We start from the raw sequence: 12191 nt of genomic DNA on the forward strand, positions 1-12191 counted from the left end.
TCAGCGCCCCGCGATCGCGCGTGCGGCGGGCAGATAGGTGCGGCCGATGCGGAGCTTGCTGCCGTCGGTCAGCACCGCATGCCACACGCCCAGCCCGTCATGCACCAGCTTGGCGATGCGATCGCGGCGCACGATCGTCGAACGGTGCAGGCGAATGAAGCAGCCGGGATCGAGCCGCCGCTCGAGCTCGCCGATCGTCTGGTGAAGCAGGAAGCTGCGCGCGCCCACATGAAGGCGCATATAGTCGCGCTCCGCCTCGATCCGGTCGATGTCGAGCGCCGCGATGCGGATCATCTCCGAGCGATGGGGTACCCAGAATTCGTTGGTGAAGGCATTTTCCCCGGCCGTGGCGGGCGTGTCCGCAGCGGGCCCGCGCAGATGCTCGGCGACGCGGGCGACGGCGCGGGACAGGCGATCGGGCGCGACCGGCTTCAGCACATAATCCACCGCCGCCACGTCGAACGCCTCCACCGCGAACCGATCGAAGGCGGTGCAGAAGATGATCGCCGGGCGGCGCGACCGGCTTTCCAGCGCGCGGGCGACGCCCATGCCGTCCAGCCCCGGCATGGCGATGTCGAGCAGCAGCAGATCGGGCTCGAGCGCGTCGATCAGGCGCAGCGCCGCCTCCCCATCGGATGCGGTGCCGACCAGATCGATCGCGGGCTCGCGCGCGCAGAGTATTTGGAGTCGTTCGATGGCGAGCGGCTCGTCATCGACGACGAGCGTGCGCAGCGGCCGATCAGCAGCCACGATGCACCAAAGGCATGCCGAGCGTGACCGCGAAGCCCCCCTGCGGCAGCGGGCCCCAGCGACAGAAGGCGGCGTCGCCGAAGCGCGCGAACAGCCGGTCGCGGACATTGGCGAGGCCGACGCCGGTGCCGATCACGCGTTCCGCCTCGTCGGTGGGCAGCGGATCGGCATCATCCTCCACGCTGATCAGCAGGCCATGCGAATCCCGCCGCGCATGGATGCGGAGCGTGACCGCGCGCCGCGAGCAGGAAACGCCATGCTTGATCGCATTTTCGACGAGCGGCTGGAGGATCAGCCCGGGCACGCAGACGTCGCGCAGATCGTCGGGAATCGCGATGTCGACGATCAGTCGCCCGGGGAAACGCACCATCTCTATATCCAGATAGAGATTCTGGAGACGGATCTCCTCGGCGAGAGGGACATCCTCGGTCGGCTCGGCGGTGAGGCTGGTGCGGAAGAAGGTGGCGAGATTCATGATCATCCGCTCGGCCTCGTCGCGATTGCCCTTAAGCACCAGCGAGGAGAGCGAGTTGAGCGTGTTGAACAGGAAATGCGGGCTCACCTGATAACGCAGCGCGCGCAGCTCGGCCGATTGGGCGGCGGTGCGGAAGGCGGCGGCGCGCCGCTCCGCCTCGCGTACGGCGGCGGCATAGCTCAGCGCCAGGAACAGCGCCGACCAGGCGATCATGAAGAAATAGCCGTTCATGCTGTGATCGGCGACCATCTTCATCGGCCCCAGCTCCTTCTCCGCTGCATCGCCGCCGACCGAGATGGTGACCGTCCTGTCCTCTTCCTGCTTGCGCACGATCACCCTGGGCATGGTGCGCGATATATAGCCGTCGAACGCATACCAGGTGATCGTCGCATAGCCGATCGCCGCCGGCAGCGAGGCGATGGCGGCGATCGCGACCGCATGGCGCAGCGACAGCGTTGCGATCCGGCGGAGCGCGAGATAGAGCAGGAAGGTTATGCCGATGCTGCCGGCCGAGACGATCAGCCGGCGCCCGAGCAGCTCGACCTGATCCTCGAAGCCGATCACGAGCGAGCGGAGCGTGGCGATGACGAAATAGAAGAGCCAGAACCCGACAATCGAAATCAGCGCGGTGCGCAGGCCGATCACCGCCCCGCCCGCTGGCGCATGTTCATTCATGTCGCTGCTATAGCGCGGTCCCGGCGGATATGCCCATCCATCAGCTTGTTCCCGGTCGAAGCCGTGCTGTCGTTCATCGAAAGTTCAGCCTCGGGGCCGGGCGGAACGGTGGGGAGAACGATGCGTTGGCCCTGAATAGCTGACAGGAGGCTGACCATGATTGACGAGAAGCTGGTTCAGCACGCGGAACAACATGCGCATCGCGAGCATTCCGAACCGCCCGCGATCCGCCCCGCCCATGATGCGGACGATGACATGCGGCTGAAGCGCGATCCGAGCAATGAGGATGCGAAGCTGGACGTCGGGCTGGACGAGACCTTTCCGACTTCCGACGCGCCGGCCAACACCCAGCCGGGCCGGGGCGGGGACCCCGCCCCTTCCTCGGGCTATGACGAAGAGGCGGAGAAGGAGCGCCGGGCCGACAGGAAATAGGTCGCCTGCTCGAAAGGCGATTCACCATTATAGCTGTGGAGGCCGTCCGCTGTGTCCGGGCGGCCTCTTTTGTTAACGAATTACAACCCAAGCGTTAAAGTCGTGTTGCATTGCAGCACGAAACATGCTCCGATCCGGTTATCGCGAACGCCGAACGGTTCAGGCGCCCGAAATCCAGAGAGGTGCATCATCGGCGTCGGCAGCCAGTAGCGGGGTGAGTATCGATGGGCACCAGGATGAGACCGGCGGACGGCACGATGACATTGGCGGAGATGAAGGAGTTCGCCACCTTCTCCGCTGCAACGCAACGTTATATCCGAAGGTCTCTCGACGTCGGGTTGCATCGCGAGGATGCGATGAAGCGCTGGTCTCGCGATCTGATCGAGGCGGCGAGCATCCGGGCGCAGTCGCGCATCTATCTGCGGCTCGATCATATTCGCGAAAATGTTCCCGACGACAGTGGCCTGGATGCGGTGGAGCCTTTCTTCGCGCCGCTGGTGACGATCTCCGCCTTCGATCTGGGGCAGGACCGACTCGCCAGCTTCGGCGCCTATCGCTTCCTCTACGAACGGCTGATCGGCGCCAATGTGCGGCCCTGGCTGCCGGGCGCCTTCTGCGCGGCGGCGGCGCTGCCGCATCTCCATCCCGAAAAGCGCCGTACGCTGCTCCAGTCGATCAGCGAGGCCGCAGCGACCGCGCCGGGCTGGTCCAATCGCGAACCCTGCTTCTACCCGGAATGGGTGGACAAGGTGGAAGAGAAGAAGCTGCCCAATCTACCCAATTGAGGCCACGCCCCTTCCTTGCCGGCGGGGAAGGGGCTATCGGCAGGTGCGCCAGCCGGCGATGCCGCGTTTCGCCTCGTCCAGGTGAAGATGATCGGCATGGGCCGCATTGTAATCGGGTGACAGCGTCGTCGAGAAGAGCTTGCACGCCCCGTCGCGGACCTCGCGCAGGAAGGCCGCTTCCTCGGGCGCCCCGTCCCAGCCTTTCAGGATGGTGACATGGTGGCCGTCGTCCAGCCGGAAGCCTGTAATGTCGATCGCATTGGCCCGGCTGTGCTCGCTCCAATTGCCATTTTCGCGTCCATAGATGCGGCGGCAATTATAGCTTCCGAGATGCTCGATTCGCGTTACCGTCCGGCCCAGATGGCGAAGTGCGGCGGGCTGGACGACATTCCATTCCCACATTGCGAGCGCCGCAGCGACGGCGCAGGAGGTGCCGGGAGGGCGCGGCGCATAGGCGATTCGCCGCGATCCGCCAGCCGTGAAGCGCACCGCATCGGAATGGCCGCAATGCGCGCCCTCGGCCCGTGGCGTGAGCGTCATGTAGCGCACGCCCGCTCGATCGAGCAGCGCCCGGCACAGCGGCGCATTCTCGGTCAGTGTGGCTACCTTGCGCCCGGTGAACAGGCCGATGGGGGCGCCCAGATCGAGCCGCGTCCAGGGCAGGTCCTGTGGGCTGCGGCGGCCGATCGCGAACAAAATAAAGCCTGCCGCAAGCAAGGCGGCGATGAAAATTATCCTCACTACGGGCACGAAACGCATCGCCTTTGACTACGTTCGGGGGCATTAAGCGTTGCAGCAATTTCCGGAGAGCTTGATGGCCGCCACTCGTCTTATCACAAAGCGCGTCGAGAAGCCCTGGGGCCGGACCGATCTGTGGCCGGGATTTGACGATGTCGCGCCCGGCGGCGCGCCGGTGGGCGAAATCTGGTTCGAGCTGCCCGGCGGCGGCGATCCCGAACTGCTCGTCAAATATCTCTTCACCAGCGAGAAATTATCGATCCAGGTGCATCCGGACGACAAGGCGGCGCAGGCGCGCGGCTATCCGCGCGGCAAGGACGAGGCCTGGGTGGTGCTCGCCGCCGAGCCCCATGCCTCGATCGCGATCGGCACGCTGGAGGTGATGAGCAAGGAGGAACTCAGGGCCTCCGCGCTCGACGGCACGCTCGAGGAGAAGATGGACTGGAAAGCGGTGAAGGCCGGTGACAGCTTCTATTCCGCCGCCGGCACCGTCCATGCGATCGGGCCCGGGCTGACGCTGGTCGAGGTGCAGCAGAATGTGGACCTGACCTATCGGCTCTATGATTATGGCCGGCCGCGCGAGTTGCATCTGGAGGAGGGCGTCGCGGTGAGCGAGCCCGTTCCCTATGTCGCGCCCTATATTCCGCATGAGGTGGAGCCGGACCGCCTCATCCTGGCGGACGGGCCGGCCTTCGTGCTGGAACGCTGGGCGCGCATGGGCGGGGGGACGCTCCGGAGCGACGGCCGGCCGATCTGGCTGGTGCCGCTGGCGGGCGGCGGCGAGATTGATGGCCAGCCCTTCGAGGCGGGGGGCGTGTGGCTGGTGGAGGATGAGGCCCGGCTGGGGCTGGACGAGGGCAGCGACCTGCTGGTCGCCTATCCGGGCAAGGGCGTGATCCCCGATCTCTGGTCCTGATCCGTTGGCGGTCGGCGCAGCTCAGGCCGGCCGCGCGCGGACATTGTAGCCGGCGGCGAACAGGCGCACCGAGTCGCGGATTGCCGCCTCGTACAGTGCGGGATCGGGATCGTGGCGCTCGCCCACGAAGGCGCGCATCTGATGGCCGTAGAGCAGCAGGCCCAGGAATAGATTCGCGGCGAGGCGAGCATCGGAAATATCGGCGAGCCCCGCCTCGGCCCAGCCGGCGAACAGCCTCGCCAGCCGCTCCACCAGCGGCACGTGCAGCGTTTCGAACAGGCGCTGGGCGAAATCCGGGCTACGCAGGCTTTCGGCCATCACCACGCGCATCATGCCGACCTTGCCGGGATGCATGCACTCCTCATGGATCGCCTGGGCGATGGCGGCGAGCGTTGCCGGCGGATCCTCGCCCTGCGCGATGATCGCATCGATCCGCTCGGTGCCGGTCGAATGATGCTCCAGCGCGACCGCGGCGAGCAGGCCCTGCTTGTTCTCGAACAGATCATAGAGCGTCGAGAGCGACCCACCGGACCGGCGGACGACGTCGGACACGTTCACCGCATCGAAGCCGCGTTCCAGGAACAATTTGCGCGCTGCTTCGATCATCGCGCGGCGGCGCTGCTCCCTCCGGTCGGTCTTCCCGTCCTCAACATCCAATGCCGTCTCCACTCGGCTCCCCAGATCCTGTTTGACGCGTAGTGTAGCGTACATTACACATTCATGCGCGACAAGGGCGGGGCCCCCGTAGAATGCAGGGAGTAGGGATCGGGATGCTGGCTTCGATGAGAGGGATTGTGGCACGCCTGTCCGCAACGGTGACGGGATGCAGCCTGATCGCGCTTGCAGGTTGCGACCAGCCGCCGCCGCCTGCGCCGCCGCCGCCGCCCGTCGAAGTGGTCACGCTCAGCGCCCGGCCCGTGGCCAACATCATCGAGCTTCCCGGCCGCGTCCAGGCGGTGCGCACGGCGGAAGTCCGCGCACGCGTGGATGGGATCGTCGAACGGCGGCTCTATGCGGAGGGCACGGACGTGCGCGCCGGCCAGCCGCTATTCCGCATCGATCCGCGCGAGATGCAGGCAGCCTATGCCTCCGCCGTGGCCGCGCTCAACCGCGCCCGGGCGGCGGCGACCAATGCCGGCCAGGTGGTCGGCCGCTATCGCCCGCTGGTGCGCGAGCAGGCGATCAGCGGACAGGAATATGATGCGGCCGTGGCGCAGCAGCGCGGCGGGCAGGCGGATGTCGCGGAAGCTGGCGCGGCGGTCGATCGTGCGCGGCTGAACCTTGCCTATGCCAGCGTCACCGCGCCGATTTCGGGCCGGGTCGGGCGCGCCGAAGTGACCGAGGGCGCGCTCGTCAGCGCCTCGGGCGCGACGCTGATGACGCGGATCGAGCAGCTCGATCCCATTTATGTGAACTTCTCCCAGTCCAGCAGCGAGCTGCTCAGGCTGCGCCGCGACATCGCCGCCGGCCGGGTGGTGTCGCCGGCGCTCAATCGCGTCCAGGTGCGGCTGATCCTGGAGGACGGGACGGAATATGGCCCGGTCGGCCATCTCAACTTCCTCGACATGTCGGTGGACGAGAATACCGGCACGGTGTCGCTGCGCGCCCAGTTCCCCAATCCGCAGCGCTATCTGCTGCCCGGCCAGTTCGTGCGCGCCCGGATCGAGGGCGGGACGACCCAGGGTGGCCTGCTCGTGCCGCAGCGCGCGGTGCAGGTAAGCCCGAAGGGCGCGTCGGTGATGGTGGTCGGCCGCGACGATGTGGCGATGGCGCGACCGATCGAGGTGGGCGACCTGCAGGGCGACAATTGGGTGGTGCGCTCCGGCCTGAAGGCAGGCGAGCGAGTGATCGTCAACGGATTGCAGAAGGTGCGGCCGGGCGGGAAGGTGACGGTCCTGCCCGCGCGCGGCGGTCCGCAGCCGGCCTCGGCAGCGCGCTGAGGAGGCGGGCCCATGCTCTCGCGCTTCTTCATCGGTCGCCCGGTCTTCGCCTGGGTGATCGCGCTCGGCATATTGCTTGCCGGCATTATCGCGCTGCGCTCGCTTCCGGTCGAGCAATATCCCAATGTCGCGCCGCCCTCGCTCAGCCTGACCGTCGTCTATCCCGGTGCGGATGCGGAGACGATCCAGCAGAATGTCACCCAGATCATCGAGCAGGAGCTGAACGGCGTAGAGGGTTTCCTCTATATGTCTTCGACCAGCCGATCGAACGGCACGGCGGAGATCACCCTCACATTTCAGGCCGGCACCGACATCGACATCGCGCAGATGGAGGTGCAGAACCGGCTCGGCCGCGTCGAGCAGCGCCTGCCCGAGGAAGTGCGTCGCCAGGGCATACCGATCGCGCAGGCCAATCCCTCCTTCCTGATGATCATCGCGCTCACCTCCAAGAGCGGCGGGACGTCGAGCCTGGATCTCGGCAATGTCGCCTCCAATCAGGTGGTCGACGAGCTTCGCCGCGTGCAGGGGGTGGGCAATGTCCAGCTGTTCGGATCGCCCTATGCGATGCGCATCTGGCTCGATCCCGACAAGCTGGCCGGATATCGGCTGTCCGCGGCGGAGGCGCTGGCGGCGGTGCAGGAGCAGAATAGCCAGACGGCGGGCGGCAGCCTGGGCGACCAGCCGATCGCGAACGGCAGCGAGCTCAACGCCACCATCGTCACGCAGAACCGCTTCACCAATGCCGAGCAGTTCCGCAACATCATCCTGCGTGCCAATCCCGACGGATCGACGATCCGGCTGGGCGATGTCGCGCGCGTGGAGCTGGGCGCGCAGGACTATCTGTTCACCACCGAGCTCAACGGCAAGCCGATGGCCGGCATGGCCGTCCAGCTCGCCACGGGCGCCAATGCGCTGGCGACGGCGGAGGGCGTAAAGGCGCGCATGGCCGAGCTGGCCGGCGGGCTTCCCCCCGATGTCCAATGGTCCGTGCCGTTCGATACGACGCCCTTCGTCGTCACGTCGATCGACGAGGTGATCAAGACGCTGCTCGAGGCGATGGCGCTCGTCTTCCTCGTCATGTTCCTGTTCCTCCAGAATTGGCGCGCGACGGTGATCCCCTCGGTCGTCGTGCCGATCGCGCTGGCGGGCGCCTGCCTCGGCCTGTGGCTGTTCGGCTTCTCGATCAACGTGCTGACGCTGTTCGGCATGGTGCTGGCGATCGGCATCCTCGTCGACGATGCGATCGTCGTAATCGAGAATGTCGAGCGGATCATGGCCGAGGAGCATCTGAGCCCCAGGGAAGCGACGATCAAGGCGATGGGCCAGATCACGACCGCGATCATCGGTATCACGCTGGTGCTGATCGCGGTGTTCGTGCCGATGGCCTTCTTCCCCGGATCGACCGGCGGCATCTATCGCCAATTTTCGGTGACGCTGGCCATCTCCATCGCCTTCTCCGCGCTGCTCGCGCTCACGCTCACGCCCGCGCTCTGCGCCACGCTGCTGAAACCGCATGCCAAGGATGCGAAGCCGCGCCGCTTCGCCTTTCTCGACCGCTTCTTCGCGGGCTTCAACCGCTGGTTCGGGCGGACGACCGAACGCTATCAGGGCGGCGTGCGCCGGCTGGTTTCGGCGCCGCTGCGCTGGCTCGCCATATTCGTGGCGATGGTGGCGGTGACGGTGCTGCTGTTCCTCCGCCTACCGAGCGGTTTCCTGCCGTCCGAGGATCAGGGCTATGTCATCAGCGTGGTCCAGGCGCCGCCGGGCGCCACGATCGAGCGCACCAACGAGGCGATCGAGCAGGTCAAGGCCTTCTACGCGCAGCAGCCGCAGGTGCAGGACGTGGTGTTCGTGCGTGGCTTCAGCTTCTTCGGCCAGGGGCAGACCGCGGCGATCAGCTTCGTGCCCTTGAAGCCCTGGGAGGAGCGGCCGGGCGCGGAAAATTCGGCCGATACGCTGGTCGGCAAGGCGCTCGGCACGCTGCTGGGCATCAAGGAGGCGCTGGTCTTCACGCTCAATCCGCCGCCGATCCCGGCGCTGGGCAATGCGAGCGGCTTCACGATGAAGCTGGAGGATCGCGGCGGCCGGGGCATGGAAGCGCTCGTCCAGGCGCGCAACCAGCTTCTGGGCCTTGCCGGGCAGAGCAAGCTGCTTGCCGGTGTGCGGCCCGAGGATATGGAGGATTCGCCGCAGCTTCGGGTGAATATCGATCGGGTGAAGGCGCGCGCGCTGGGCCTGTCGATCGGCGATGTGAACAACACGCTCGCGATCGCCTTCGGCTCGGCCTATGCCAATGACTTCAACCGCGATGGCCGCGTGCTGCGCGTGCTGCTCCAGGCGGATGCGCCCTATCGCATGACGCCGGCGCATGTGCTGGCGCTGCGCGTGCGCAACGCGATGGGCGAGATGGTGCCCTTCGGCGCCTTCACCACCGCCGAATGGACCGCCGGGCCGCCGCAGCTCCAGCACTATAATGGCTATCCCGCCATGACGATCTCGGGCATCGCGGCACCCGGCCGGTCGAGCGGCGAGGCGATGGACGAGATGGAGCGGCTCGCCGCCCAGCTTCCCCCCGGCTTCTCCTTCGAATGGACCGGCACCTCTTTCGAGGAACGCCAGTCGGCGGGGCAGGTGGGCGCGCTGCTCGGCCTGTCGCTGATCGTCGTCTTCCTGCTGCTGGCGGCGCTCTATGAAAGCTGGACGGTGCCGATCGCGGTGCTGCTGGTGGTGCCGCTGGGCGTGCTCGGCGCGGTGCTCTTTTCGATGATGCGCGGGCTTGCGGCGGACGTCTATTTCAATGTGGGCCTGATCACCATCATCGGCCTCGCCGCCAAGAATGCGATCCTGATCGTCGAATTCGCGATCGAGCGCGAGGCGGAAGGGGCGAGCATGTTCGAGGCGACGATGGAGGCGGTGAAGCTCCGGCTGCGGCCGATCATCATGACGTCGATGGCGTTCATTCTCGGCATGGTGCCGCTGTTCATCTCGACCGGCGCGGGCTCCGCCAGCCGGCGCGCGGTGGGCACGGGCGTGATGGGGGGCATGATCGCGGCGACCCTGCTCGGCATATTCTTCATCCCGCTATTCTACATTGCGGTGCGCCGCTGGCTGACGCGCGGGACACCGCACGCACCCCATGCGCCGGTCGCTGCGCGGGGCGGGGAGGCGCCGGGCCATGCGTAAGATCTTCCTCGCGCTCGCCGGCGTCACGGCGCTTGCCGGCTGCAATTTCGCGCCGAAACATGTCACGCCCGCCATGCCCGTGCCGAGCGCCTATCCCGAGGAGGGGCGGCCGCTACAGGGCAGCCTGAAGGCGACGGACCTAGGCTGGCACACATTCTTCACCGATCCGCGGCTGCAACAGCTGATCGGCATGGCGCTCGACAATAATCGCGACCTGCGCGTGTCGGTCGCGCGGATCGCGGAGGCGCGCGGCCAATATCGTATCCAGGATGCGGCCCGGCTGCCGACGCTGGACGCGAGCGGCAGCGCTACGCGCAGCCGGGTGGGTGCGGGCGGCGTCGCCGCGGGCGTGCCGACGCAGGGCGGCTCCTTCACCTTCAACCGCTATGACATTGGCGTGGGCGTCAGCGCATTCGAGCTCGATTTCTGGGGGCGGGTGCGCAATCTCTCCGATGCGGCGCGGGCCAATTATCTCTCGACCGTCGCCGCCGAGCGCGCCTTCCGCCTGTCGCTGATCCGCGACGTGGCGATCAACTATCTCACCGCGCGCGAGCTGGCCGAGCGGATCGCGCTTGCCGAATCGACCGTTGCCAGCCGGCGGGAAGGATTGCGCATCGCGCGCAAGCGGCTCGATGCGGGCGTGACCTCCGCGCTCGATTTCCGCCAGGCAGAGACGCTGCTGACCCAGGCGGAGACCGAGCTTGCCGTGCTGCGCCGGTCGCGGGCGGAAACGCGCAACTTCTCCTATGTGCTGATCGGCGCGCCGGTGCCGGCGGACCTGCCCGAGCCGCTGTCCATGGCGCGGCAGGGGATCGCGCGGGAGATCGGGCCGGGCCTCCCATCCGAACTGCTGGCCAACCGGCCGGACATCATCGCGGCGGAGGAGCAGCTTCGCGCCGCGCGCGCCAATATCGGTGCGGTGCGGGCGGCCTTCTTCCCCACCATCTCGCTCACCGGATCGGCCGGCTTCGCATCCAATGATCTGAGCGATCTCGTCGGCAATGATGGGCTGCGATGGAGCTTCGGCCCCTCGATCAGCCTGCCGATCTTCGACTGGGGGCGGACCAGGGGCAATCTGACGGTGGCGGAAGCGCGCGAGAATATCGCGGTCGCCAGCTATGAGAAGGCGGTACAGATCGCCTTCCGCGAGGTGGCGGACGGGCTTGCCGGGCGTCGCTATCTGGCCGAGCAGATCGCTTCGCAGGAGCGTGCGCTGGAGGCGCAGCGCCGGCTGACCCGGCTCGCCCGGCTGCGTTACGAGAATGGCGTCGCCCAATATATCGAGGTGCTCGATGCGGAGCGGAATCTGTTTTCGGCGGAGCAGGCGATGATCGAGCTGCGCGCGGCGGACCTGCGCAATCTGGTTTCGCTCTATGTCGCGCTCGGCGGCGGGCTGCCGCCGGCGGGAGGCTGATCGTCTTCTACCGCAGGACGCGGCCGGCCACGACATCGAGCCGCGCGACCGTTTCGGGCGGATGGACGCTGGGATCGCTCAATATCGCATTGTCCAGCGCATGGCGGCAGCCGCTGAAGCAGAAGGCGCCGTCCGCCGGAAGACGCCGGGCGACCTCCTCCACCAGCCGTTTGGCGCGGCCGACATTGTCGCGCATCACCGACAGGATCTGCGCCACGTCGACCGCCTGATCGCCGCCGAGCCAGCTGTCATAGTCGGTCACCATCGCAACGGTGAGGTAGCAGAGCTCCGCCTCGCGAGCGAGGATCGCTTCGGGCATGTTGGTCATGCCCACCACATGATGGCCGGCGGCGCGGTGCAGCAGCGATTCCGCGCGGGTGGAGAAATGCGGGCCTTCGGTGGCGACATAGGTGCCGCCGCGCGCATGGGGAATTTCGAGCGCCTTCGCCGCTTCGGCGACGATGGCGGAGAGATCGGCGCAGGTCGGCTCCGCCATCGCGACATGGGCCACAACGCCGTCGCCGAAGAAGCTGTTCACACGACGGAAGGTGCGATCGAGAAACTGATCGACCAGCACGAACATGCCTGGGCGCAGTTCCTCGCGATAGGAGCCGCAGGCCGCGAGCGACAGCACCGCCTGGCAGCCGACCCGCTTCATGGCATCGATATTGGCGCGATAATTGATTTCGGACGGGGTGAGGTGATGGCCGCGCCCGTGGCGGGGCAGGAAGACCAGCTCGGTATCGCCGATGCGGCCGAACAGCAGCCTGTCCGAAGGCTGGCCCCAGGGCGTCTCCACCGCGTGCCATTCCGCTTCTTCCAGGCCGGATAGCTGATAGAAGCCGCTGCCGCCGATCAAACCCAAGCGCATGTCAGAAGCCTC

11 protein-coding genes are annotated in these 12191 nt (G+C 67.0%); 6 read left to right on the plus strand and 5 right to left on the minus strand.

All coding sequences use genetic code 11. The features are described from left to right. Both CLG96_RS11170 and CLG96_RS11175 read right to left on the minus strand, forming a co-directional pair. A complete protein-coding gene (locus tag CLG96_RS11170; protein ID WP_243395740.1) occupies nt 1–750 on the minus strand; it encodes a LytR/AlgR family response regulator transcription factor in 750 nt (249 codons plus the stop codon). Further along, complete coding sequence (locus CLG96_RS11175; RefSeq protein WP_120308478.1) at nt 740–1900, minus strand: sensor histidine kinase; 1161 nt, start codon at nt 1898–1900, stop codon at nt 740–742. The genes CLG96_RS11170 and CLG96_RS11175 overlap by 11 nt, the downstream gene beginning before the upstream one ends. Before the next feature lie 156 nt (nt 1901–2056). On the opposite strand from CLG96_RS11175, the gene CLG96_RS11180 reads away from it, so the two are divergent. Both CLG96_RS11180 and CLG96_RS11185 read left to right on the plus strand, forming a co-directional pair. Continuing rightward, nucleotides 2057–2332 carry a hypothetical protein gene (locus tag CLG96_RS11180; protein ID WP_243395741.1) on the plus strand — a complete coding sequence of 92 codons (276 nt, stop codon included), beginning with the start codon at nt 2057–2059 and terminating at the stop codon, nt 2330–2332. 224 nt (nt 2333–2556) lie between these two features. Further along, nucleotides 2557–3117, plus strand: a complete 561-nt coding sequence (locus CLG96_RS11185; RefSeq protein WP_107967982.1) for a hypothetical protein — start codon at nt 2557–2559, stop codon at nt 3115–3117. A 33-nt stretch (nt 3118–3150) separates the two neighbouring features. Here CLG96_RS11185 and CLG96_RS11190 read toward each other — a convergent pair whose 3' ends face one another. Beyond that, complete coding sequence (locus tag CLG96_RS11190; RefSeq protein ID WP_423828198.1) at nt 3151–3867, minus strand: extensin-like domain-containing protein; 717 nt, start codon at nt 3865–3867, stop codon at nt 3151–3153. A 64-nt stretch (nt 3868–3931) separates the two neighbouring features. Between CLG96_RS11190 and CLG96_RS11195 the strand changes: the two genes are divergently transcribed. After that, nucleotides 3932–4771, plus strand: a complete 840-nt coding sequence (locus CLG96_RS11195) for a class I mannose-6-phosphate isomerase (RefSeq protein WP_107967985.1) — start codon at nt 3932–3934, stop codon at nt 4769–4771. A gap of 21 nt (nt 4772–4792) precedes the next feature. Here CLG96_RS11195 and CLG96_RS11200 read toward each other — a convergent pair whose 3' ends face one another. After that, nucleotides 4793–5440, minus strand: a complete 648-nt coding sequence (locus CLG96_RS11200; protein ID WP_165799624.1) for a TetR/AcrR family transcriptional regulator — start codon at nt 5438–5440, stop codon at nt 4793–4795. Nucleotides 5441–5565: 125 nt separating this feature from the next. Between CLG96_RS11200 and CLG96_RS11205 the strand changes: the two genes are divergently transcribed. From CLG96_RS11205 to CLG96_RS11215, 3 genes are read left to right on the plus strand one after another with little or no spacing between them, the layout of a single operon-like run. Continuing rightward, nucleotides 5566–6711 (plus strand): efflux RND transporter periplasmic adaptor subunit, encoded by a 1146-nt coding sequence (locus CLG96_RS11205; RefSeq protein ID WP_243395742.1) that lies wholly within the window; start codon nt 5566–5568, stop codon nt 6709–6711. Nucleotides 6712–6723: 12 nt separating this feature from the next. Further along, nucleotides 6724–9894 carry an efflux RND transporter permease subunit gene (locus tag CLG96_RS11210; RefSeq protein ID WP_107967989.1) on the plus strand — a complete coding sequence of 1057 codons (3171 nt, stop codon included), beginning with the start codon at nt 6724–6726 and terminating at the stop codon, nt 9892–9894. Continuing rightward, nucleotides 9887–11308 carry an efflux transporter outer membrane subunit gene (locus CLG96_RS11215; RefSeq protein WP_107968122.1) on the plus strand — a complete coding sequence of 474 codons (1422 nt, stop codon included), beginning with the start codon at nt 9887–9889 and terminating at the stop codon, nt 11306–11308. Before CLG96_RS11210 ends, CLG96_RS11215 begins: the two co-directional genes overlap by 8 nt. A gap of 7 nt (nt 11309–11315) precedes the next feature. Here the strand turns inward: CLG96_RS11215 and mtnP are convergent, their stop codons facing one another. Then, nucleotides 11316–12179, minus strand: a complete 864-nt coding sequence (gene mtnP / locus CLG96_RS11220) for an S-methyl-5'-thioadenosine phosphorylase (RefSeq protein WP_107967991.1) — start codon at nt 12177–12179, stop codon at nt 11316–11318. Nucleotides 12180–12191 lie beyond the last annotated feature (12 nt).

Source organism: Sphingomonas oleivorans, from assembly GCF_003050615.1.
Lineage (GTDB): Bacteria > Pseudomonadota > Alphaproteobacteria > Sphingomonadales > Sphingomonadaceae > Sphingomonas_H > Sphingomonas_H oleivorans.

What these genes read in the sequence shown, in the direction of transcription:
- CLG96_RS11175 (WP_120308478.1), bottom strand. Translation starts at nt 1,900, where the DNA reads ATGAATGAACATGCGCCAGCGGGCGGGGCGGTGATCGGCCTGCGCACC.
- CLG96_RS11180 (WP_243395741.1), top strand. Translation starts at nt 2,057, where the DNA reads ATGATTGACGAGAAGCTGGTTCAGCACGCGGAACAACATGCGCATCGC.
- CLG96_RS11185 (WP_107967982.1), top strand. Translation starts at nt 2,557, where the DNA reads ATGGGCACCAGGATGAGACCGGCGGACGGCACGATGACATTGGCGGAG.
- CLG96_RS11195 (WP_107967985.1), top strand. Translation starts at nt 3,932, where the DNA reads ATGGCCGCCACTCGTCTTATCACAAAGCGCGTCGAGAAGCCCTGGGGC.
- CLG96_RS11210 (WP_107967989.1), top strand. Translation starts at nt 6,724, where the DNA reads ATGCTCTCGCGCTTCTTCATCGGTCGCCCGGTCTTCGCCTGGGTGATC.
- CLG96_RS11215 (WP_107968122.1), top strand. Translation starts at nt 9,887, where the DNA reads ATGCGTAAGATCTTCCTCGCGCTCGCCGGCGTCACGGCGCTTGCCGGC.
- mtnP (WP_107967991.1), bottom strand. Translation starts at nt 12,179, where the DNA reads ATGCGCTTGGGTTTGATCGGCGGCAGCGGCTTCTATCAGCTATCCGGC.